This window comes from Anaerosporobacter faecicola (assembly GCF_012070565.1).
GTDB lineage: Bacteria > Bacillota > Clostridia > Lachnospirales > Lachnospiraceae > Anaerosporobacter > Anaerosporobacter faecicola.
Window position 1 is genome coordinate 111,534 of sequence record NZ_JAAQRO010000052.1, and the last position, 21,996, is coordinate 133,529.

The window sequence follows — 21,996 nt, forward strand, 5'->3', positions numbered from 1 at the left end:
TCATCGTATTTCGTTTTTTTAGTTTCACCTATTCAATTTAACTTTTTTAACTTACTTTCGTTTTGCTCCATTTGTGTATACACAACAGGAGATGGCTTTTACCCTACCATCATTCCATATAGGCAGCACTTATAGTATATTAATGCTTCCTGCGAGCAGATCCTTCCTTTATACCAAGTATTATGCAACCAACTCCATAACATATGATATCCTTTATATCGAATACAGAGCCAATCACAATACGCAAGAACGGATTATTCTCCACCCCCAACACTTGTACCAATCTGCAGTACTGCAACAATTCTACCCCTGCTGCAAATAAGAATATGTATAAGGGTAGTAACCTGCAACAATCTGGTATCCATATTCTGATCAAACAATACAGCACCATAACGACTAAGACATCCCCACCATATGGACGTATGAAGGAATCATGCACATAAACTGCGATGATAACTTCCACAAACAATAACAGAAAAAATGCAATGATATATTTCGTTCTCTTCTTCATTTTACACGCTATTTCCTTCTCTACTATACATATACATTTCCATAACCACATTTGTTTCAATAACTCAATATATCTATGGATTATCAATTTATACTACCATTATTTTCCAACTATATCAACCATATCTTTCCTTGTTCGTTATACTATAGCCTCTTCCCTATGTATGAAATGGAATATGTATTCATGACATTCTACCGTATATTCCTACCTTTTTACAAGAAGTACTTCCTGTGTTAACTGTTTAACAGCCTCTCGGATCTGTTCCTCTGTAAATGAGGAGTAATTAATTACAAAGTAGTTCTCCGTCTTGTTTTCCTCTCTTTTAAAATACTCAGATAGGGCACAAATTCTGATTCCTCGTCTTTCCATACGTTGTTTAAACTCTTCATCCGAACAACGTATATCGAAACGAAGGATGAAATGTAAACCAGCGTCCGCTTCATATATTGATGCATACTTTGCCATCCTGCTTTTTTGAATCAGCTTAACCAAAAGCTCTCTTTGCTTTCCATAGTAAGTCCTCATGCGATTGATATGCTTTTCAAAATAGCCTTCCTCGATAAATCTAGCTAAGGAATATTGTATCAAAGTCGTAACTGGACATGTATAGAAAGACAGTTTCTTATAATAAAGGTTCAGCAGATGTTTTGGTAGCACCATATAGCTGATTCGCATTGTGGTGGCAATCGACTTTGAAAATGTATTCATATAAATTACCTTTTCCATCGTATCAATGCTCCGAAGCGTTGGTATTGGTTGACCCACCATACGAAATTCACTATCATAATCGTCTTCGATTATGTATCGTTCTTTATCCTTAGATGCCCATCCTAGCAATTCGTATCTTTTGCTTATTGGTGTAACAAGCCCTGTAGGAAATTGGTGAGACGGTGATGTATGCGCCACCTGGACTTTTTGTTGTTCCAAATCTACGATGCTAATTCCATCGTCCTCAAACTTAACATATTTTACCTTGGCAGCATTCACTTCATACACCTGTGCCACCTTAGGATAACCAGGATCTTCCACCCCATATATCTTATCATGCCCTAGTAACTGAACAATCTGACCATATAGCTGTTCTGTTCCCGTACCAATGATTATCTGCTCTGGATTAACCGTCATTCCATGAAACTCCTGCAGATGCTTTGCTATACTTTCTCGCAAATAAATAGATCCGCCACTTGGAGAGCTTATCAGCAATGCTTCTTGAAAATCATGTAGACATTCCCTTAAAAGTTTAGCCCATATGGAAAATGGGAACAGTGCTCCTATTGCTCTATTGCTAGCAAAATCCGCCAAATACTTAGATTCACCCGAAGTCATCTGCATATTCTCTGCTGACAAAACAATCGGTTTTTTCATTGTTGTGTTCTGTAAATCAGCAATGAAAAAACCTTTTTTAGGAATTGAATAGATATAGCCTTCAGCAACTAATTGCTCATATGAATTTTCAATTGTAATGACACTTATACCCAGATTTTTTGCAAAGCTTCTTTTAGATGGAAGTTTCTCTCCAGGCTTTAACACACCTTGTATTATATCGTTTTTGATGCATTTGTATAGATGTTCATAAAGAGAATCTGAACCTATATCCGTGAAGGAATATGTCAACATAACTGTATGCGCCTCTCAATCTGACCATTCTGATTATATGTAAATTGGTTATTTTAATAAGGTCAGAATTCATTATACTATGTATCAGATGGCTTGTCGAGAACTAGCCTAGCAAGGAGATGATGATTGGATAATACAATACACAAACATCGCACAACAATATTAAAGCAAAGGAAAGGGATATAACGATGGAAAATGAAAGATACGAACTGAATAAGAATTTAGCACAGATGCTTAAAGGTGGTGTTATCATGGACGTTACCACACCAGAACAGGCCAAAATAGCGGAAGATGCTGGTGCCTGCGCAGTCATGGCATTAGAAAGAATTCCTGCTGATATAAGAGCGGTAGGCGGCGTTTCACGAATGAGTGATCCAAAGATGATAAAAGGAATTCAAGATGCCGTGTCGATTCCCGTAATGGCCAAATGCCGTATTGGTCATTTCGTTGAAGCAAGGCTCTTAGAGGCAATCGAAATCGACTACATAGATGAGAGTGAGGTGCTATCTCCAGCTGATGACGTATATCACATTGACAAGACAAAGTTCAACGTTCCTTTTGTATGTGGAGCCAAGGACCTCGGTGAAGCGCTCCGCCGCATCTGTGAAGGTGCGTCCATGATCCGTACAAAAGGTGAGCCTGGAACTGGTGATATTGTTCAAGCAGTTCGTCATATGCGAAAAATGAACAGTGAAATTGCAAGGATATCAGCCATGCGTGAAGATGAACTATTTAATACAGCAAAAGAGCTACAAGTACCCTATAATCTTGTTCAGTACGTACATGAGTATGGCAAACTTCCTGTCGTTAATTTTGCAGCTGGAGGCATTGCTACTCCTGCTGATGCAGCCCTTATGATGCAACTTGGTGCAGAGGGTGTATTCGTAGGTTCCGGCATATTCAAGTCAGGAAATCCAAAGAAACGCGCCAATGCAATTGTGAAAGCAGTCACTAATTATAATGATGCGATTCTTATCGCAAAATTATCCGAGGATCTTGGTGATGCTATGGTTGGTATCAATGAACAGGAGATTGAATTGCTGATGGCAGAAAGGGGTAAGTAATGAGAATTGGTGTTGTAGCTGTTCAAGGTGCTTTCCTTGAACATGAAATTGCCCTTGGTAGACTTGGCGTACATTGTATAGAGCTCAGACAAAAAAAAGATGTTCTACAATCATATGACGCCATAATACTCCCTGGCGGTGAAAGCACTGTTCAGGGAAAATTACTAAAAGAACTCGATATGTTTGAAATCATTCAATCTCAAATAAACGATGGAATGCCCGTTCTTGGAACCTGTGCAGGTATGATTTTACTGGCAGAACATATTTCAAATGATTCACGTGAATACTTCAAAACACTACCGGTAACAGTTAGGAGAAATGCTTATGGAAGACAGTTGGGAAGTTTTCATATAAAGCATACCTTCGCTAGCTTTGGAGAAATCCCCATGACATTTATTCGAGCTCCTTATATTGAGTCAGCCGATCCGAATGTTCAGATACTAGCAAAGGTTGATGAAAAGATTGTTGCCGTACAATACTTAAATCAAATCGCTCTATCATTTCACCCTGAACTAGATAATGATACATCAGTCTATGAACGATTTATAAAGCAAATAACAAAGTCCCAATCTCTCCAACTAAAATAATCGTTCATTCAACAATTAATAAAATCGTATTCACATAAACTATTGTTATTTTACCCATGCTATTGTTACAGATTTCCCCCATATCAAAAGAACACCTTCTAACCAATTCGATTAAAAGGTGTTCTCCTCTATACATCTTTCTTCTTTCATTCCTAGTTGCCTTTCTTTGGCACAATCAAATCATAACTCTCCGCAATCATTCTCTTTAAATCATTATCGGGAACACTGCCATCTAAGATAACCGTATTCCAATGCTCCTTGTTCTGGTGATATCCTGGAAGGACTGCTTCATAGGCATTTCGCCAGAATTCTCGCCATTGTGGATCTACTTTAATATTAATCCGCATCTGCCCCTCATATTCATACGTCCATAGAAAAGCTTTCTTATTCTTCTGGTGTCGGATTAAAATCCAATTCGTATCATGAAATGGCATATCCTGATACGTATTAGGAAAACTTAATCCATAAGCAATTACCTCTTCTCTTGTTGTCATGCTGTCCTCCTTTTCAACATGGTTAATAACATTTTTCGCAACATATGTTCCAAGCACCATACAACCACCCATTCCAAGACCTAGACCGACTGCTTGTAGATCCATATTCGTCAATTTGCTATAAAACACCTGTTATTGCACCTCCCACCAGTAATGTAGCATTCCCTTTTGGTAAATCTTTTTTCCATAAAACTTTCACTAATACGAGTAAAAGCAAGGCAATTCCAATACATCGGATATATTATATATCCCCCATTGATGTTCCTTCGATGCTGTTATTTTATAATTATAGAATAACCAATCGGAACAAGAAACGCAATTGCAATTCCTATAAAGAATGGTACGGTTACATCTAATACTGCAAATACAATAAATGCAAAACCAATCACAATCCATAGATACCCTGCTAATCGATGGGTTTTATTCCAATTGCTTTCGCTACGTAAAGTCGTTGGTATCTTAATTCCTAATGTATTGTTATGTCTGATCTTTGGCATGTAGTTTCCTAGTATAATCAATAGAAATCCCATTAACAGGTAGGCAACCATTCCCACATTCACATTTTTTCCAAGTGCATACACATAAACTATCAAAAGGACTACATTACTTATTATAGGGACAAGAAAACGTGAAATGTATTGTATCTTCTCACTTTGTCTATTCTTGTTACTATATCGTTCCGTTACGCAACTAATGATATACAATGCGAACAAAAGCAACGGCAATCCGAATACCACAAATGCTTTACTGGCATAGTGATCTGGGTTGTTCCCAACATTAAAATGAATGGCGATACGATTCGGTAATTGACCATACCAGAAACAGCCGATGATTAATGGTATAAAGCAAAGTAACCCAGCCACAGCTTCTACTCTTAACAATGATTTATTGGATTGTAATTCTTTTTCTTCACTCATAATTTATTCCTCCTTATTGCTCTCCGTCTTGTCAGAGAATTGTGCAAACCACATCATTACTTCTTCAAAAACAGATAAGTTCAAATCATAATAGATATAATTCTTTTCCTTTGTTTCATAAATTAGATTTGCTTTTTTTAATATCGATAAATGGTACGAAATGGTAGCTCCCGTCATGTCAAATTGCTCTGCGATTTCCCCCGCTGACATTCGTCCTTTTCTTAACATGATCAGGATTTCTCTTCGTTTTTCATCTGATAATGCTTTGAAACTTTCCGCAAATCCCATATTGTCACCTCGATTTCTTACATGATTTCACTACATTACAATACTATTGCTTTTCCATTGCTCTTGTAATTATTATCACACTTACAATTGCTGTTCCCTATTAAGTTAATAGTATTCTCTATTTAGAAATATTTCTAAATAGAGAATACTATAACATATACCTACTGTCAAGAACTATTTAGATTTTTTTCTAAATACTCATCAAAAAAACAGCACTTTCCTTACATAGTGCTGTTTTTCCCCTATAATTAACCTGATGTAACTATCAAATCATTTTTGACACTTTCTGATACTCCTATTGTTTCATTGCAATGCAACTCCCACAATCCTAAAAACAATCCTTCTTTCCTAACTTGCATGTATGACACATGCCTTTATATCCGTAAGATATTCCCCTTCCATCTCTTAGACTCATTCATTTTCAGCTGGCATATACGCTTCATACGTAACCGTTCCATCTTCATTTAAAAGAAAGGTATCGATTTGTGTTCCTTTCCGTGTTCCATCACTACCTAAACTAGATATAATCCGTACGCCAACCTTATTATTCTCCACACTTACTGTACCTCCGCTCTCTCCAGGTTTACCATATGTTACGCAACCATCCTCATCAACTGTAAGTATTTCTTTTGTATCGGGTATGGCAACTGCATAGTCGCGAAGAAATGCTTCCGCATCTGTTACTTCCTCTATTTGTTTCATAAATGCATCCAGATCCCAATTTTCCTTATCCATTGCATCCGTTTTCTCTCCAAGTACCAGATCTTCCTGTTCCGTATCTTCCTTCGTTAGAGCATCTTCTTGCTCTATATCTTCTTCCCCACTACTTTGTGATTTTTCCAGTTCTTCTATAAATGCATCTGCTGCTACAGGATCTGCTTTGGAGACATCAAGTGGTAATTGGAATAATGCATTCGTTCCCTCATAATCTGCCGTTTTGCTATATACACCTGTTTTTTCATCCATTGTAAATGCTTTATTTTCCTGTCCAAAACTATCTACAACACCAATTTGTACGCCTCTGTCCGCAAAGATTTCCAAGTTCGTGCATTCCAACAATTCATAGATTACACCATCTTTTTCAAACCAATGTAAACCAGCATTCAGCGTTCCATTATTTGCAATCATCCAATCTACACCATTTATAAGAGGTGAAACACATTTGTTCTCATACTCCATTGGCGACCCATCCATGCATGCAATTGCCAGAGTCGCATAGGTCTGCTCATCCTGTAATTCCCCTGCAACTTCCGATTCAACGTAAGGAGACAGATCCGAACCTGAGACAATCCCTAGAAGAGTAATCTTGTACTTTCCACTCTGTTGTGTTTCATTAATCTGTATTGCATCTTTACTTTGAAATGCTTTGGCTAATGCATCATTACCAGATACCTCCGTTGCAATCTGAGAAGGATTCAGATAGCGATATGCTGCATATGCCGTAACACTTCCTGCTACTATCATACATAGTGACGCAGCAACAACTGCTGTTTTTTTGATTTTCTTGTATTTCATAATTTCCATCGACCTCCGATTAAGAATCTGACGGTTCAATTCTGAGTCAGGTTCATCGGAAGGTTTTAAAGATTCAAACAAGATATCATCTAACTTTTTATTCATAAAAATATCCCTCCAACCCTGATTCCAGATGTTTTCTTGCAGTACTTAATCTACTCTTTACCGTTCCCTGTGGCACACCAAGAATATCCGCAATTTCCGCAATTGATAATCCTTCCATGTAGTACAGAAGGATTGGCAGTTTATATTTTTCCTCTAATCTTGCGACTGCCTGTTCCACTACTTTCTTTTGCTCTTTTAATAAATATTCTTGCAGCACATCTCCAGTAGACGCAGACACGGACTCTTCCTTTTCTTCGATTAATTCATCTTCTGGTACTATTCTTTTTCTCCAAGCAAATTTTCTCTTTTGATTTTTCCATAATCGAAGTGCAACAGATAAGAGATAGCTCTTAATGTTTCCATCTCTTTTCAATCGATGCTTTTGTTCTGTTGCTTTTAGAAATGTATCCTGATACAACTCATCTGCCAACATTTTATTGGTTGTTATATGTAAGCAAAAGGAGTATACATCCTTTCCATAAAGAGAGATTGCTTCTTCAAGCTCTTGAATCGTCATATATTATTTACTTCCTTTATTATCGTGTACACGTTAGGAACATTTGCTCCTACACTTATACATTGTAATAACTTTCGATTTGGTTCGATGAATTTTATTTTTTTACTTTTAAATGTTTTATTTTCAAATTTATATTGAAATTATTATACTTGAATTTATCATTCCTGGATATTATTCCTTAAATTTATTATTCCTGAATGTATCATTCTCAATATTATTCCTGAAATGTTTTCAATGCATCAATCGTTTTCTGGATTAGCTCATCTAAACTCCACCCCAATAAATCAGCACCACGCTGAATTACCGTTCGATCGCAGCCAGCAGCGAATCCTTTTGCCTTATATTTCTTTTTCACAGATTTTAATTCTAAATCTTGCACGCTTTTCGAAGGCCTCATCAGAACAACTGCACCAATTAGTCCTGTTAACTCATCATACACGAATTGTTTCATCGCTACGCAACTCCCACTGTTATGAAACATTCGCAAACTGCTCAGTTACCCTACTTGCTACTTGCTCCATGCTTCTTATCTTATTATAGATGGCATTTGCTAATTTTTCATGATTTTTTTCATCCATATGTTCCTGATCATCCTTACTAAATGTAGCGTAATCAGAAGCAGCAAGGAAATGTACGCCGTATTTTTTTGCAATGATTTGATATACTTCTTTTAAACGATGTGACACCTCCACTGCATTCTTATCAAACTCTGGATCATAATTCTCCTTCCATACCTCCTCTCCCAGATAAATTGGAGAAAGCAACAATATCTTAGCATGGGGCTGCTTCTTCTGGATAATTTGCACGAGTTTCTCTAATCCAGCTCCAATTCGATTCTCATCTGTATGATAAGCCGCCTTACAATCATTCGTTCCCAACATAACCACGATGCTATCTATCGGATCATATATCTCTAATAAATGCGGTAATACATCAATTCCACAACGCCCAGCTCTATGTATATCCTCAAAAACAGTTGTTCTACCACACAGCCCTTCTTCAATTACATGAACATAGTCCGTCCTCAATTTTTCCTGCAATATACTAGTCCATCTAATCCCCCAAGCAAAACGTTGCCCTGTCTTTGGATCATACCCCCAAGTATTCGAATCTCCAAAACATAATAGTTGTCGCATCAGCCTTACCACCTTTCTCATACCAATACCCGTATTAATTTTCTTATTGGTAGAATGGTAGCACTTATTTCATAGTGTGTCAATAGGATTTCTATGTTTTAATTGATGATCTTTGATCTTCTATCCGTTTTTCCACATAAAAACACCTCCCAACCCATTAGGTTAGAAGGTGTTCTACTTTGCACACACCATGTGTTCATTCATATTACACGAACTATTTTATCATAGAAATTCCTTTTTCAAGTGTCTCCATGTCAAGCATTCCTTGTGCATTCGCTACAATTCTACCATTTTCATCGAGGAAATACGTTGTTGGTATCGAATAAACGGAATAAACAGAAGCGGCCTCCTGTTTCGTATCATAATAAACAGGAAATGTATATTCTTTTGTTTCTAAAAATTCATTCGCACTGTCCATTGTTTCACTGGATCCGTCTGTCAAATTCACCATAACAAATTCAACTTCTGATCCATATTTTTCATATGCTTCTTGAAAATCTGGCATTTCATATTTACAAGGCGTACACCAGCTTGCCCAGAAGTTCACTACTATTGGTTTTCCAAGAAAAGAAGAAAGTTTTATCTCTGTTTCCTTTCCATCTACAACAGTAAAATCCATTATCGCTTGTATATCTTCTGTTTTTTCATTTTCTCCATCATCAGTACCACTTTCCTTATCATTCACTTGGGCTTCTTGTTCTGTAATTAATATTTGACCTGTTTTATAGGTATTTGATAAATATTGATACAGAAAACGAATTCCCAATATAACTAAGATAAACAGAATGATTCCAATCAATAATTTCATATATTTATTCATTCAGTATCTTCCTTTCGTTCTTATTCTCTAATTTGCTGTACTCCATCTAAGAAAAGCGTAATAAGGATAACAGATATCCCATTGTGCCTGACATCATCATAACCCCAACCACACTCAGCAAAATGCCTGAGGCAATATTTATGAAACGGTAATGTTTCTTTATTGTATCAAATGTTCCTTTTAAACGATCAAGTAAAAGAGCACTGATTACAAAGGGAATTCCAAGACCCGCTGAATATATAATCAGCATCAAAATGCCCTCTAGCATTGTTCCCTTTTGCGAAGCCATCATAAGTGCTGAACCCAAAAATGCACCAACGCATGGTGTCCAACCAATTGAAAAAACTATACCAAATAAAACTGATGATAAAAAACTTGTATTTTGAACTTTTTTATCTGCCTTTCTAGTTTGATTTAATAGTCTGATTTTAATAATCCCTATAAAATTCAACCCCAAAACAATGACGATAAGTCCTGTTACTACATTTACCGTCTTTTTATGTTCCTGTAATAATGCTCCAAATCCACCTGCAAATGCTCCCAATAGAACAAACACAAGAGTAAATCCCATTACAAAACCAATTGCACTTTTTAGAGTTCTTTTTCGATTATTCTCCCCATTTGCAAAATAAGAGATATAGATTGGTAGCATTGGTAACAAACAGGGCGATATAAATGTAATAATTCCTTCTAAAAATGCTATAACGTATTGCACGATATGTTCTCCTTCCTGGATATATAAATCCATTATAATAATTTACACAATTTATTACTGTGATCAAGTCACATATCCTAAGCAGACGTTCCCTTCTCTTTTCAGTAAAAAAGCTTCTTCCTTTATATGCATTTCTTCTGCATTATAAAAGAAAAAGCTTTTTGATACGTTTTATACTTTTTACTTTATCTTTTTACAATTTTTCATCTTTTCAGACCACTCAGCTTCTTTAAAACCGACAAGTACCTGCCCCTCTTGCACAAGAAGCGGACGTTTGACCAACATTCCATTTGTTGCCAATAGACTAAGTTGTTCTTCCTCCTTCATTGTAGGCAACTTGTCCTTAAGTTTCATCTCTTTGTACAATAGACCATTTGTATTAAAGAACTTTTTTAATGGTAAACCGCTCATCTTGTACCACTCTTTTAATTCCTCATAATTGGGATTGTCCTCCACAATATGACGATCTGTAAATTCAATATTTTGATCAATAAGCCATTTTTTTGCCTTCACGCAAGTTGAACACTTTGGATATTCTAGAAATAACATCTTTTATCACCTCCACATTTGTCATTACTTATTTTGTTGAGTTGCTCGCTGAATCAGCATATTTGCAGTGCTAAACTCTTTCTTTGTCATTCTCGTGTAAGGTTATTCAACCACACGTACTTCTTGTATCGTGGGTAAAGCCAAGGTAATTTCACGATTTCATCGGCACACATTAAGATATATACTACCATAACAGGTCAATGGAACACAAAAGTGCCAAGTAATGCTAGCGGTAATGAAAAGCACCACGATGCAAAGAATACACTAATTGCATCATATTTGGAATCACCTCCAGCTGGGAAAACCCCACAGACAATGATCGTATTGATTGAATATGCACAAACATAGAATGCATTAAAAATCATCATAATAATCAGATACTGTCTTGCAGTTTCTGTCAACACAAAAAAAGTCGATACAATTGGCGCGAGTATGGCAAGAAGAATCATATGAATTCCCCCACCCAAATTGAAATACGACAGAATGATCTTCCATATTCTTTGGCCTTATTAAACATATTTTGACCAAGAAGTTTCCCTACCATTATACCAGCACCTGCCGAAATCCCCTTGCATACGCAAGTTATAAGTTCTTGTGCTATGGAAGTAATCGCTGCTGCTGCAGTTGCATCGGAACCAAGGTGTCCAATAATGAGCGAGTGCATAGAGAAACCAAGTCCCCAAGCAAGAGAACTACCGAGCATAGGAAGCGAAATGTAATGATTTCTTTGTATACATATCTCACCTCCCGATTTTTCATTTTTATAATTATATCACAAATAGTTGTAATTTCTATCAATATATGACACAATATTATAATTATCGTATTTTATGGAGGTAAACTATATGGGACTAGAGGTTTTATCGGATCTTTCTGAGATACTCCCTTATCCAATTCCAAACTTTCCTCTTTTTGCAGGAATTGGCAGGTTGGGATCATTTAATCAATATACGTTGTTATATTTCGCCAAAAAAGCACACCCCGAAAGGTGTGCTAATCTTTGATTATTTAATTAGATATTTTATAATTGGTTGTATGGCAGAAACTTTTTGCCACATTACCATCTAAAATGTTGTTCTACCTTTTGAACAGTTTCTTCCACAGAAGTACTGTTATCTCTTTCAATCCAAAAATATTGACTGTCCTTAATTTCCTTACATCTCTTAACATTAATTTCTCTTAATGTTGTATTACAAGTTAGCTTTGCTTTATCAACATCAGTTGCACTATTGATAAAATTACTAAAATCTTGATGGTCTGGACGATTGCAGTAATCATTGACAAGATTCGTAGGGTCTTTTATTAAAAACACTACTTGTGATAAGTCAGTTAATCGATCAGCCTCATCTACTGTTAAATGACAATCACATAAGACGATTTGATTTTGTGAAATTCTGATTAAATCTAGTAAAACAAAATCCAACTGTTCTCTTGTATTATCAATCAACCATTTTTTGTATTCTTCAACTGAACGACCAAAGAATTCATCCGCATTATTGAAGGTTTTATTCATAGAAGGTTGAGACTGCGCATTAGACATCTGTTGATGTTTTGAAAACTGTTCATCAATATCATATACGACATAACCATACTTTTTTGCTAATGCACGTGAAATAGTTGTTTTCCCACCACAAGGTGTACCTGTTATAAAATATACATTTTTTAAGTATTCTTTAATTACATTGTCTTGAAATATCATTTGATTTCTCCTTTATTAAATAGTTTTAATCACTTAAAATAGCACAAAACTATTTAACATAGTCTTATGCTCTTAGATATTTCTTAATCGTAAAAAAGCCACCATAATAAATCCTCCTGATCTGATATAACTATTTTTTCATATTTTACCATGTAAAAGCAAAACTATCAACATAAAACCACTTTTTATATCATAATTAGACACAAAATACACTAATATATCATAAAATGACAACCCCTTAACAACGCTTATTTATTAATTCTAAAATGTATGTTTTCCAGAATTATTTCATATGGTACAACATTTTTTTGAGTCAATTTTACGATATATCTACATTTGGGATAGTGTATGCCAATTTGTTCATATACTGTTTCTTCTATCATTATTTTTTTAGTACCCTCTAATATCATAAACACCTTATAAATCATATTTAAAATTTGTTCATGGGTCTTATCTCTTAGTGTTCCTTCATATACAACATTATGGTAGGTTTCGCTTCCTGACAGCTCTTCTTTCGCATGATCATCGAAAAACATAATCTCCTCATCGAACACAAATATTCCAATCAAATGCTCATAAAATAGAATCTCTATATTTTCATCAACAAACTCAATACTAAAAATCCTTTCTTTTTCTCCTTTTTTCTTTTCATACATTGTTATATTAAATTTGTGATTACCTTGCGCAGTAATTGGCTCTACTAAATAATTCATAATTTCATGATTAGTAAATTTAAGCATATATTGCTCATCTGGATATAAATCGATCATCTTATATCAATCCATTTTACCTAATGGATTTCCTCCCTTTTCTAAGTATCTAATCCATTTTGCTAAATTATATCAGTTAATTTATTACCAGTATTGGACATATCTTTATATCTATGTTCAGCCTATATACCAATTGAATATACAATACAAAACTACAATCAAATATATATCTCCCAATATGATTGTATTCTTTCCTTGGGATACAATTCATCAAGCAGTCCAAATTCCGGATCATAATACTTGCCTTTATGATACAAAACCCAATGGCCATATTTAGGAAGCAAAACCTTTAATATACATGTATCGGGAAGCTTGGTGTTATTATCTGCTTTTGTCATTGTTTTTGCGCATAATACACCAAAGTGTTCTAATGCAATTGCAAGTTCTTTTTTACCAGTCCCCTTATCATTATGTATAACTTCTATAACCTCATCAACGGATACATTTGCTAACATAGCCACACAGGCTTGTCCACACAAATATTCTGTTGGTTGCTTAATAAATTGTATTTCCACTACTGCATTCTCCTCTACAATAATTATATATCCATTCACTGCCTTGTAACATTCATTTTCTCTGCCAATTGCTCCTGTGTTATTTTCTTCAGTTTTCGTAAATAATTTATATTTGTACCTAAACTCATATAATTTCATCTCCATTTTATATTTATCCATCGGCCTTTAGAATAAACCCATTATATTGCATGAGATGAAATAAATAAACCAACCTTCATGCACTCTTTTGCAAATATTGTTACGTGGCACGTTACATTTTTTCGTTATGATAAATATTTGTCGTTATTTAGCTCGTGATTATATCGAACTAAGCAGACCGATAAATTGGAAGATACGCAATTCGGGTAGCCATACCCTTTTATTTTTCTTGTTCTCATTCACTTAATAATGTTTTACTCATCCATATATGTGGGCATCCTTCATCATCATCTTCTAATCCATGTTCCAGATATCCCACCTTGTTATAGAAATCTTTCACTCGACATTGCGCATGTAACCTAATACTTTTTCCGCCTCTTTTCAAAACAGTTTTTTCTACTTCCCTAAGCAAACCTACTCCAATATTTTTTCCTCGAAAATCACTCAAAACAGCTAGTCGTCCTAAAATAAAAGCACCGTCTTTATCTTCTATAACTCTACAAGTTGCTATTGGTTGCTTTTCCATCGTATATACAACAAAATGAATTGCCTTTTCATCCAAGTCATCAAACTCATTCTGAAATCCTTGTTCCTCCATAAATACTATTTTTCTAATATCCATAGCGTCTTCTGACAAGTAATCATAAACTTTATATATCATACTTTTATTCTCCCTAATTCTATGTTATCTTATGCTCCATCTTCTTGAACTATCGTTCAAGAAGCATCCCTCGCTTTCAGCTCGGTCAATTCTAATTTGTATCTCTGTGAAAATATATACGAGTGGTTTCAACGTAAATAAAAAGCTTTACTTTTGTAAATGTTCCAAAAATCTTTTCATATTTTCCCTGTGTGGAATAACTATATCAATATCTACCTCTGGATGTTCTCTGACATATGCCGTGAGCATATCGATCAAATTTTCTTTAGATATCATATAGTCATCAATTATACTTTCGTCATCAAATCCAAGTTTTTTTAAAATCAAGGCCGATACCACACCTGTCCTATCTTTTCCTGCTGTACAAAAATACATCACATTTGTCTTAGCATTCAAGATCGTATCAATAATTTTTTCCATCTGTTTATCAAGCATCTGTGTATAAACCTTATATAGATGTTCACGCGTTTTTGGAATATCGCAGCCACCTGTAACTGGAAAATTAAAATATTTAAAGTCGTTCATTCTCTGAAGTTTACACGGTTTCTTAACAACCTCTTCTTCAGACCTTAGGTCAACAATAGTTGTAATATCGTTACTCAATAGCCATTGAATCTCTTTATCTGTTAAATCAATTGGTGCATCACTTCTAATATAACGCATTGTGCCTGTTGGCAGTGCACGCGTATTCATTGTTGATTTAAAAATAGACCCCATTACTTAATCCTCCACCAATATTATTCAACTCAAATTTTAATATTATTACAGCTCTATAAAAATATTACCAGTTATTTTGCTAACTATCAATGTACAATTTTCATATACCTTCCTTAATTAAGCTATCATTTATTTAATTAATTATCTCAAATAAAACTGCTACACGTTACATTGTTAATATCCAAATTAGTGGTTACCTTTCAAGCATCTCCAGATTATCAACAACCTCTTTAACTCTCTCAAACGATTCCAAATCGACAAATCCCACGTTTCCCGATGAAGTACCACCTCTCATTAAACAACAAATCTTCTCTTTGAATATTCGAATCAATGTAAACGTCAAACCGTCCGCCTGACGGTAAAGTTAACGCCGCTTGTTTTATAAGCGGCGTGGTTTCCTACATTCCTCTGGAAGTTGCTCTGACCATGGCATAATGTAATCCAGTTCAGCAGGTTCTATAGTTCCTTTTTCATCACAGTGTTTTGCCAACTCTGTGAGTATATATTTAAAATAGTTGTATGGACGAAGATTGTTCAGTTTTGCAGTTTCAGAAATACTGTAGACTTGCACTGGCTATTTTTTAAAGTTTGCCATAAAAAGCTCAGTCAGACAAGGCGAGTGGTTTGCCGTTTACTAAATGCTTTTCAAAATGTATTTTCAAAAGAGGTCCCGTTAATCCTCAATATCTTAAATAAATGACATTATATAAAAATCTCCTTAATTATAACTCTAAAGTAATCTCGCCTATTTTTGTGAAAATTGACTTAATAGTTGTTTATTGCATATTTTCCTAATTACAGGTATTAAAAGCAAACAGAATAATAGCATGATAACAATCATCTGATAAACTATACCAAAATTAATATCAAAAGTTAATCTATTCTGATCCCTATATATTAATGCCTCAACTATTAAACTTCCAATTATGCAACCCAATATAGTTCCATTAAGTAGATATGTTATTATCTGATACACCATTATTTTGGCAAGCCTGATTCTACTTACTCCCTGCATTCTTATAATATCGTAATCCTTCACTCGTGATAAGAATATGTTTCTAAGCGAATTAATCCAGCCTATTGAAGCGATTATTACTAATATTCTAACAACAATTTCAATCATTAAGTATCTATTATCAATATCTCTATTATTTATCATAAGTACATCACTATAATTAGCCCATTTAAGATAAGGAAAATCATTTTTCATGTTTTCTAACTTGTTGTCAATATATTGGTAATCGCCATTAATATATATTTTGTTAACCCACGCACTTTCTTGCATAAAATCTAGATTATAAATATCTATGTATGCATCCTGATACATCATTTTATTATCCTGTATAATACAAGCAATCTGTAAGGTACAATTCTTCCCTTCTTTTTCTATACCTAACCTATACCCTTTTGAATCATATCTATACGTATCTGGTGCTTTAATGTCAACATAATCATATATCTTAAGATTATGAGTTCTTGCAAAAGATTCACTAATAATTATATAATTATCTTCTATATTCTTTACCGGTATTATGATCTGAACACTTAAAGCATTCAGATCAGCAATGGAGTACTCTATCTCTTGACCTTCAAATTGAGCATTTATTCCTGTATTATATACGATAGAAACTTTAATAGAGTCATCATTCTTTAACTGACTATAAAGTTCCTGTGCGTCCGCCAAACTTACTGATGTACTTGTTGTCAAAACCGTTTCCGCTAAATATTGGCTTTTCAAATACTCTTCATTATTACTTTTAATTATCGTACTAAAACAATGCCCGCATCACAATCTCCATACATTGATTTAATTGAATTCCTGTAGGAAGCCGATGCATTTAAGGACATATTAAACATTTCAACAATTAATATTGTACCTATAAATACACTAAAAAAACAAGAAATAGTTAGAATTTTACTACATTTTAAAAATCTTAAACTGATTGATTTCAAACTAGACATAAACCCTCCAAGTATAATCTTCTTATTGCTTCATTAGACTTCTAAATTGCTCAAGTATCTTATCCAAATCTTTCTCATTATGACAATTTACATGTTCACCTTTAATTTCACCGTCATTAAAAAAAACAACTCTGTCCGCATATGTGGCAACCACTGGATCATGTGTAACTATAATTGTAGTTTGGCTTGTTTCTTTACTTAATTTGTAAATCAACTCCATAATATCTATAGTTGTATTATAATCAAGGTTTCCAGTAGGTTCGTCTGCTAATAGAATCTTAGGATTGGTAACCAATGCTCTAGCAATTGCTACCCTCTGTTGTTGTCCACCTGATAACTCATTAGGTCTATGACACTCACGACCTTTTAATCCAACTAAATCGATTTTTTCATTAGCAATTTTTCCTCTAGCCTTATCATTATAATTCGATAAAATTAAAGGTAATGATATATTCTCCTCAACAGTAAAATCTTCTAACAAGTTATAATCCTGGTATATAAATCCTATATAATCTCTACGTATCTTAGTTGCATCTGGTTCCTTGCAATAATTTTTTTCAAGGACATTGTTTAAGTATATTTTACCAGAGTCCGGTTTATCAATTGCACCAAGAATATGTAATAATGTACTCTTGCCAGAGCCACTGCTTCCCATAATTGCCAACATTTCTCCTCTTCCAATTTCTAAGGTGACATTTCTAAGTGCATAAATAACTTTATCCACGCATTTATAGGATTTATTTATATTTTCTAACTTTAAAATTCCTGCCATTTGCTCATACCTCTTCTATTAATCTTAATTTAAACTTTGATATTAAGTCTGATACCACGATACCTGCGTTTTGTACAGGTACGCATATTCACCTTCCAGATTCATAAGCTCATCGTGGTTGCCAATTTCAACTATTTCTCCATCCTTCATTACAATAATTTTGTTGCAAAATTTGGTAACCCCTAATCGATGGGAAATAATTATACTTGTTTTATTATCCGTTAATTCATTTAAATTACTTGATAATCCTCAGAAGAAGCTAATATGTCTTGAAATTTATTTATAGCATAAGTCATGCCAAATCCACTTGCAATCACTTCGTAATTATCCACACCTCCAAAGTGATTTAGTATCTTATTCTCTGCTAAAGCATATAATTCTTCCATCTCATTTGAAATATAATTACCATGAGAATGAGTATTACTATAATATGGTCCATATTCCTCAATAATTTGATTTTCAATATCCAAATATAATCTTCCACTAGCTGCCCAATCAGCATAAAGTATTTTTTTACCATAATTATTACACCTTGGATATACACCATCACCAATAATTCTTTCTTTATATTTTTTAAAATTATTCTCGTCCATATACTACCACCATTATATGAGATTTATTTACTTTATTTAATATTTATTGTTATTTTTTCTTGTATAAGAATATACTATTTATTCCTATTTGTCAATTTTTTCTATATTGGTGACTTGTAAAATGAGATGCTACTTTGTAAGACGAAATGCAATGTTTATAATCAAGAATCATTTTTTGTAAACGAAACGCTACTTTTACACTACTTTGTAAGTGAGATGCTACTTTTGTAAGCGACATGCAATTGCTTTTTATATAAAATCAGCGTATTATACATATATGACCGCATACCTAGTAGAGGTCGATTCTCGCTCGACTTTTTTGTAATCGGAGAATCTACCCCTATTGATGACATATAGCATGTGTTGACGGTCTACAAAATTTTTATTTTAGTAGAGAAGGTTTTAATATTACTTCATTTGCTGCAATTGATTTACAGCCAAGTTTATTTAAAACTTCTTCTCCGTGATAGAAGCTGAAGGTCTCGTAGGGTGTACGATTATTCAGCTTCTTTCTTTTGTATGAATTGATATGGTTCATCATTAAATCTATGTCTTTCTGTTCCAATTGATCAAAGCTAGTACCTTTGGGAAGTATCCTACGTATCAATTCATGATTTACTTCAATGGCACCTTTTTGATATGGCTTACCTGCATCACAGTAAAATAAACGCGTTCTTCTTCCTGTTAGCTTATCACTGCTCTCTTCTATAGCCTTTGGATTAGAAAATTCACTTCCATTATCAGAATTATACTGAATTCGTGATAAAACAGATAGGGGCTGTCATTATCGTTGGCCTGATTGGATTAAACTAATGGACGGAGCGGCGCTCACTCGCTCTATGTCAAAGAAGGGTTGTTCTCCAGACAATTCTGCTTGTGAAGGCTTCTTTGGTAGAATAAAGAACGAACTTTTTTACAACAGAAATTGGAACCATATATCTATTGATTCGTTTATCAAGTAACTAGACGAATATATACACTGGTATAACGAAGAACGAATTAAAATGTCACTAGGTGGAATGAGTCCACTTCAGTATAGACGTAACCTAGGAATAGCAACTTAGTCCAAGAAAACGTCCGCACCCCCCGCACCCCCATTACTAGAATTTACTTTTGGATTCAACGATTTTCTAAAAGTACATAAACTTCATTCTGGTTGTTCAACCAAGTCATAAGAGAGGTATTTGGGACCTCTCTTTTTTCTTGTAACCAAACTACAAAAAGGGATATACAAATCTTAAATTAAGAATTGTATATCCCTATATGTTGCTCAAAGGCAATTTTATTAAATTTCGTCTATGTTCTCACATGTGTTCCCACTAACGAGGTCTACCACTACAGAAACTTTAATTTGATTAATTTGTTGCTTGTTTCTATAATATTCACCATTTCCATCAAACTGAAAAATCTTCACAAAGTGCGTAAATTCAAGGATTTCTATATAGTTACCCTTTGTAGTCTTACAATAGTCTCCACGTGGCACGAGTTGAGTGAATGAATGTCATATCGGTATTTTTAGTACCTGCTCGTTCACGGAAACATATCCACGGTATTTTATCTGTTTTTGGAAACATATCTACAAGATTGCTCTATAAGCAAAAATAGTACTTGCACCTATTATACTTTATACAAGCACTATTTCACAATATAAATATGATATTTTATTCGCTACATTCATCATGATGCTGATGTTCATGGCAAACAGAACCAGTCGACTTTAAAGAGCCTTCCAAGTATGCTTCTGCTGCTGCTTTGGCATTACCTTTTGCTCCAACAATAACCTCGATGTTCCTTTCATTAAAAATCTCAACTGCGCCTCCGCCCATACCACCGCTGATGATGACATTTACATCACGATCGGCAAGAAAATTAGGCAGAAATCCAGGTTTATGTCCGGGGTTAGCAATGGTTTCACTTTTGACAATTTGATTATTTTCCGCGTCAAAAATCATAAACCCTTCGCAATGCCCAAAATGCTCTGTTACCATTTCCTTTTCACTTGCTACTGCTATTTTCATCATTGTTTTTTCCTCCAATTTTTTATTTTGAATATATTCATCTAATATTTCTGCTGCATGCTCAACAAGTTCTGCACAGGGACGTTTTTTATAATACTCTTCGTTTCTTTCTTCTGGTATGTGACTTTGTCTATCAACAGATAAACCTAAAAGCTCTCTGCAAATGATTGATCGGTTTTCATCCTTAAAATTCATTGCAAGTGACTGAATCAGCCTGTAATGCTCAGTTTTGGCAACTCTATCTAAAGGATTTGAATACCCATCTAGCATTCCTGCAACTATGAACATTCCACTGACTGCTCCACATACCTCTCGTAGTCTTCCCATTCCACCACCAAATGAAGAAGAAATTTTCAGTGCTGTTTCTGAGTCAAGTCCTATTTCATCACAAAAGGCTAAAACTACCGATTGAGAGCAATTGTATCCTTTTGTGAATAATTCTTTTGCTATTGTTGAATGTTTACTCACTTTTAATTTTCCTCAAGTCTTTCCTCTAGTAATTTTGATGTACTATCAAGCCAATTGCCATCAAAAAGCTCTATCATACCCTTGTCACAGGCAGCTGAAATTTTCGGATCAATAGGTAGTTTAGCAAGAACCTTTAAATTATGTTTTTCAGCAATTTCTTCAATGTGGCTTTCGCCAAATATCTGATAGTCCTTGTCGTTATCAGGGCATTTAAAATAAGACATATTTTCTACCAAACCAATGATTGGGATATTCATCATTTCTGCCATCTTGACGGCTTTAGATACAATCATGGATACCAGTTCTTGTGGAGAGGTTACGACAATAATCCCATCAACAGCAATGGATTGAAATACTGTAAGGGGAACATCGCCGGTTCCTGGTGGCATATCGATGAACATAAAATCTACATCACTCCAGATAACATCAGTCCAGAACTGTTTAACTGTACCAGCAATTATTGGTCCTCTCCATACAACAGGATCAGTATCGTTTTCTAAAAGTAAATTAACAGACATAATATCAATGCCAGTCTTTGTTTTAACAGGGAATAGGCCAAATTCGCTACCAGTGGCTTTTCCCCGAATTCCGAATGCCTTTGGAATAGAAGGTCCTGTAATATCTGCATCAAGAATGGCAGTATGATAACCCATTCTATTCATGGTAACAGCGAGCATCGAAGTAACAAGTGACTTTCCTACTCCTCCTTTCCCACTGACAACACCTATGACTTTTTTGATGCTACTCATCTCATGCAACTTCTCGGAGAAATCAGTTTTTTGTTCTTTTCTTTCTGCACAGTCCTCTGAACAACTGTTGCAATTTTGATTACAATTTTCGCTCATAAT

At 34.7% G+C, this 21,996-nt stretch carries 26 protein-coding genes and 3 pseudogenes; 3 read left to right on the forward strand and 26 right to left on the reverse strand.

The features are described from left to right. Positions 1–139 precede the first annotated feature (139 nt). Together HBB17_RS19540 and pdxR are read right to left on the reverse strand one after the other, a co-directional pair. Positions 140–511, reverse strand: coding sequence for a ribosomal maturation YjgA family protein (locus tag HBB17_RS19540; RefSeq protein ID WP_167959186.1), 372 nt, complete (start codon positions 509–511; stop codon positions 140–142). A 204-nt stretch (positions 512–715) separates the two neighbouring features. Further along, entirely contained in the window at positions 716–2,128 is a 1,413-nt protein-coding gene (gene pdxR / locus HBB17_RS19545; RefSeq protein WP_167959187.1) for a MocR-like pyridoxine biosynthesis transcription factor PdxR, read from the reverse strand. Between the two features lie 188 nt (positions 2,129–2,316). Between pdxR and pdxS the strand changes: the two genes are divergently transcribed. Beyond that, positions 2,317–3,192 carry a pyridoxal 5'-phosphate synthase lyase subunit PdxS gene (gene pdxS / locus HBB17_RS19550; protein WP_167959188.1) on the forward strand — a complete coding sequence of 292 codons (876 nt, stop codon included), beginning with the start codon at positions 2,317–2,319 and terminating at the stop codon, positions 3,190–3,192. Further along, positions 3,192–3,779, forward strand: a complete 588-nt coding sequence (gene pdxT / locus HBB17_RS19555; RefSeq protein WP_167959189.1) for a pyridoxal 5'-phosphate synthase glutaminase subunit PdxT — start codon at positions 3,192–3,194, stop codon at positions 3,777–3,779. Before pdxS ends, pdxT begins: the two co-directional genes overlap by 1 nt. Before the next feature lie 152 nt (positions 3,780–3,931). On the opposite strand, the gene HBB17_RS19560 is transcribed toward pdxT, so the two are convergent. The 22 genes and pseudogenes from HBB17_RS19560 to HBB17_RS20835 all read right to left on the reverse strand — a co-directional run. After that, positions 3,932–4,402, reverse strand: coding sequence for an MmcQ/YjbR family DNA-binding protein (locus HBB17_RS19560; protein WP_238483815.1), 471 nt, complete (start codon positions 4,400–4,402; stop codon positions 3,932–3,934). 146 nt (positions 4,403–4,548) lie between these two features. Further along, the gene (locus HBB17_RS19565; RefSeq protein WP_167959190.1) at positions 4,549–5,190 is read right to left on the reverse strand and encodes an SdpI family protein; all 642 of its coding nucleotides are present in this window, start codon (positions 5,188–5,190) and stop codon (positions 4,549–4,551) included. Between the two features lie 3 nt (positions 5,191–5,193). After that, entirely contained in the window at positions 5,194–5,478 is a 285-nt protein-coding gene (locus tag HBB17_RS19570) for an autorepressor SdpR family transcription factor (RefSeq protein ID WP_167959191.1), read from the reverse strand. Positions 5,479–5,889: 411 nt separating this feature from the next. Then, the gene (locus HBB17_RS19575) at positions 5,890–7,098 is read right to left on the reverse strand and encodes a DUF4179 domain-containing protein (protein ID WP_167959192.1); all 1,209 of its coding nucleotides are present in this window, start codon (positions 7,096–7,098) and stop codon (positions 5,890–5,892) included. Next, a complete protein-coding gene (locus tag HBB17_RS19580; protein WP_167959194.1) occupies positions 7,091–7,615 on the reverse strand; it encodes an RNA polymerase sigma factor in 525 nt (174 codons plus the stop codon). Before HBB17_RS19580 ends, HBB17_RS19575 begins: the two co-directional genes overlap by 8 nt. Positions 7,616–7,829: 214 nt before the next feature. Then, positions 7,830–8,057, reverse strand: a pseudogene (locus HBB17_RS19585) (hydrolase); the annotation flags it as partial. A gap of 28 nt (positions 8,058–8,085) precedes the next feature. Continuing rightward, complete coding sequence (locus HBB17_RS19590) at positions 8,086–8,751, reverse strand: GDSL-type esterase/lipase family protein (RefSeq protein WP_167959196.1); 666 nt, start codon at positions 8,749–8,751, stop codon at positions 8,086–8,088. 214 nt (positions 8,752–8,965) lie between these two features. Further along, entirely contained in the window at positions 8,966–9,571 is a 606-nt protein-coding gene (locus tag HBB17_RS19595; protein WP_167959198.1) for a TlpA family protein disulfide reductase, read from the reverse strand. A 46-nt stretch (positions 9,572–9,617) separates the two neighbouring features. Continuing rightward, the gene (locus HBB17_RS19600) at positions 9,618–10,286 is read right to left on the reverse strand and encodes a cytochrome c biogenesis CcdA family protein (RefSeq protein ID WP_167959199.1); all 669 of its coding nucleotides are present in this window, start codon (positions 10,284–10,286) and stop codon (positions 9,618–9,620) included. A gap of 180 nt (positions 10,287–10,466) precedes the next feature. After that, positions 10,467–10,835, reverse strand: coding sequence for an arsenate reductase family protein (locus tag HBB17_RS19605; protein ID WP_167959200.1), 369 nt, complete (start codon positions 10,833–10,835; stop codon positions 10,467–10,469). A 197-nt stretch (positions 10,836–11,032) separates the two neighbouring features. After that, entirely contained in the window at positions 11,033–11,284 is a 252-nt protein-coding gene (locus HBB17_RS19610; protein ID WP_167959201.1) for a hypothetical protein, read from the reverse strand. Then, the gene (locus HBB17_RS19615; protein WP_167959202.1) at positions 11,281–11,538 is read right to left on the reverse strand and encodes an MATE family efflux transporter; all 258 of its coding nucleotides are present in this window, start codon (positions 11,536–11,538) and stop codon (positions 11,281–11,283) included. Before HBB17_RS19615 ends, HBB17_RS19610 begins: the two co-directional genes overlap by 4 nt. 354 nt (positions 11,539–11,892) lie before the next feature. Further along, positions 11,893–12,534, reverse strand: a complete 642-nt coding sequence (locus tag HBB17_RS19620; protein ID WP_167959203.1) for an AAA family ATPase — start codon at positions 12,532–12,534, stop codon at positions 11,893–11,895. 248 nt (positions 12,535–12,782) lie between these two features. After that, positions 12,783–13,304, reverse strand: coding sequence for a hypothetical protein (locus HBB17_RS19625; protein WP_167959204.1), 522 nt, complete (start codon positions 13,302–13,304; stop codon positions 12,783–12,785). 158 nt (positions 13,305–13,462) lie between these two features. Continuing rightward, the gene (locus HBB17_RS19630; RefSeq protein WP_330588299.1) at positions 13,463–13,978 is read right to left on the reverse strand and encodes a hypothetical protein; all 516 of its coding nucleotides are present in this window, start codon (positions 13,976–13,978) and stop codon (positions 13,463–13,465) included. Positions 13,979–14,192: 214 nt separating this feature from the next. Beyond that, positions 14,193–14,618, reverse strand: coding sequence for a GNAT family N-acetyltransferase (locus tag HBB17_RS19640; RefSeq protein ID WP_167959207.1), 426 nt, complete (start codon positions 14,616–14,618; stop codon positions 14,193–14,195). Between the two features lie 147 nt (positions 14,619–14,765). Beyond that, the gene (locus HBB17_RS19645) at positions 14,766–15,335 is read right to left on the reverse strand and encodes a tyrosine-protein phosphatase (protein WP_167959209.1); all 570 of its coding nucleotides are present in this window, start codon (positions 15,333–15,335) and stop codon (positions 14,766–14,768) included. A gap of 379 nt (positions 15,336–15,714) precedes the next feature. Beyond that, complete coding sequence (locus HBB17_RS19650) at positions 15,715–15,906, reverse strand: transposase domain-containing protein (RefSeq protein ID WP_238483816.1); 192 nt, start codon at positions 15,904–15,906, stop codon at positions 15,715–15,717. A 174-nt stretch (positions 15,907–16,080) separates the two neighbouring features. After that, positions 16,081–17,043, reverse strand: coding sequence for an ABC transporter permease (locus HBB17_RS19655; protein WP_167959211.1), 963 nt, complete (start codon positions 17,041–17,043; stop codon positions 16,081–16,083). Positions 17,044–17,319: 276 nt separating this feature from the next. Continuing rightward, positions 17,320–18,069 carry an ABC transporter ATP-binding protein gene (locus tag HBB17_RS19660; protein WP_167959213.1) on the reverse strand — a complete coding sequence of 250 codons (750 nt, stop codon included), beginning with the start codon at positions 18,067–18,069 and terminating at the stop codon, positions 17,320–17,322. Positions 18,070–18,299: 230 nt separating this feature from the next. Next, positions 18,300–18,662 carry an aminotransferase class V-fold PLP-dependent enzyme gene (locus HBB17_RS19665; protein ID WP_167959215.1) on the reverse strand — a complete coding sequence of 121 codons (363 nt, stop codon included), beginning with the start codon at positions 18,660–18,662 and terminating at the stop codon, positions 18,300–18,302. Between the two features lie 382 nt (positions 18,663–19,044). Beyond that, positions 19,045–19,407 (reverse strand): annotated as a pseudogene (locus HBB17_RS20835) (transposase); the annotation flags it as partial. A gap of 22 nt (positions 19,408–19,429) precedes the next feature. On the opposite strand from HBB17_RS20835, the pseudogene HBB17_RS19675 reads away from it, so the two are divergent. Then, a pseudogene (locus HBB17_RS19675) lies at positions 19,430–19,726 on the forward strand (transposase); the annotation flags it as partial. Positions 19,727–20,323: 597 nt separating this feature from the next. Here HBB17_RS19675 and HBB17_RS20705 read toward each other — a convergent pair. Further along, positions 20,324–21,148, reverse strand: a complete 825-nt coding sequence (locus HBB17_RS20705; RefSeq protein WP_167959217.1) for a C-GCAxxG-C-C family (seleno)protein — start codon at positions 21,146–21,148, stop codon at positions 20,324–20,326. Between the two features lie 2 nt (positions 21,149–21,150). Then, complete coding sequence (locus HBB17_RS19685; protein WP_167959219.1) at positions 21,151–21,993, reverse strand: Mrp/NBP35 family ATP-binding protein; 843 nt, start codon at positions 21,991–21,993, stop codon at positions 21,151–21,153. Positions 21,994–21,996 lie beyond the last annotated feature (3 nt).

Coding starts and splice junctions, on each gene's coding strand:
- HBB17_RS19540 (WP_167959186.1), bottom strand. CDS start 511: ATGAAGAAGAGAACGAAATATATCATTGCATTTTTTCTGTTATTGTTT.
- pdxR (WP_167959187.1), bottom strand. CDS start 2,128: ATGTTGACATATTCCTTCACGGATATAGGTTCAGATTCTCTTTATGAA.
- pdxS (WP_167959188.1), top strand. CDS start 2,317: ATGGAAAATGAAAGATACGAACTGAATAAGAATTTAGCACAGATGCTT.
- pdxT (WP_167959189.1), top strand. CDS start 3,192: ATGAGAATTGGTGTTGTAGCTGTTCAAGGTGCTTTCCTTGAACATGAA.
- HBB17_RS19565 (WP_167959190.1), bottom strand. CDS start 5,190: ATGAGTGAAGAAAAAGAATTACAATCCAATAAATCATTGTTAAGAGTA.
- HBB17_RS19570 (WP_167959191.1), bottom strand. CDS start 5,478: ATGGGATTTGCGGAAAGTTTCAAAGCATTATCAGATGAAAAACGAAGA.
- HBB17_RS19575 (WP_167959192.1), bottom strand. CDS start 7,098: ATGAATAAAAAGTTAGATGATATCTTGTTTGAATCTTTAAAACCTTCC.
- HBB17_RS19580 (WP_167959194.1), bottom strand. CDS start 7,615: ATGACGATTCAAGAGCTTGAAGAAGCAATCTCTCTTTATGGAAAGGAT.
- HBB17_RS19590 (WP_167959196.1), bottom strand. CDS start 8,751: ATGCGACAACTATTATGTTTTGGAGATTCGAATACTTGGGGGTATGAT.
- HBB17_RS19595 (WP_167959198.1), bottom strand. CDS start 9,571: ATGAATAAATATATGAAATTATTGATTGGAATCATTCTGTTTATCTTA.
- HBB17_RS19605 (WP_167959200.1), bottom strand. CDS start 10,835: ATGTTATTTCTAGAATATCCAAAGTGTTCAACTTGCGTGAAGGCAAAA.
- HBB17_RS19610 (WP_167959201.1), bottom strand. CDS start 11,284: ATGATTCTTCTTGCCATACTCGCGCCAATTGTATCGACTTTTTTTGTG.
- HBB17_RS19615 (WP_167959202.1), bottom strand. CDS start 11,538: ATGCTCGGTAGTTCTCTTGCTTGGGGACTTGGTTTCTCTATGCACTCG.
- HBB17_RS19620 (WP_167959203.1), bottom strand. CDS start 12,534: ATGATATTTCAAGACAATGTAATTAAAGAATACTTAAAAAATGTATAT.
- HBB17_RS19625 (WP_167959204.1), bottom strand. CDS start 13,304: ATGATCGATTTATATCCAGATGAGCAATATATGCTTAAATTTACTAAT.
- HBB17_RS19630 (WP_330588299.1), bottom strand. CDS start 13,978: ATGGATAAATATAAAATGGAGATGAAATTATATGAGTTTAGGTACAAA.
- HBB17_RS19640 (WP_167959207.1), bottom strand. CDS start 14,618: ATGATATATAAAGTTTATGATTACTTGTCAGAAGACGCTATGGATATT.
- HBB17_RS19645 (WP_167959209.1), bottom strand. CDS start 15,335: ATGGGGTCTATTTTTAAATCAACAATGAATACGCGTGCACTGCCAACA.
- HBB17_RS19660 (WP_167959213.1), bottom strand. CDS start 18,069: ATGGCAGGAATTTTAAAGTTAGAAAATATAAATAAATCCTATAAATGC.
- HBB17_RS19665 (WP_167959215.1), bottom strand. CDS start 18,662: ATGGACGAGAATAATTTTAAAAAATATAAAGAAAGAATTATTGGTGAT.
- HBB17_RS19685 (WP_167959219.1), bottom strand. CDS start 21,993: ATGAGCGAAAATTGTAATCAAAATTGCAACAGTTGTTCAGAGGACTGT.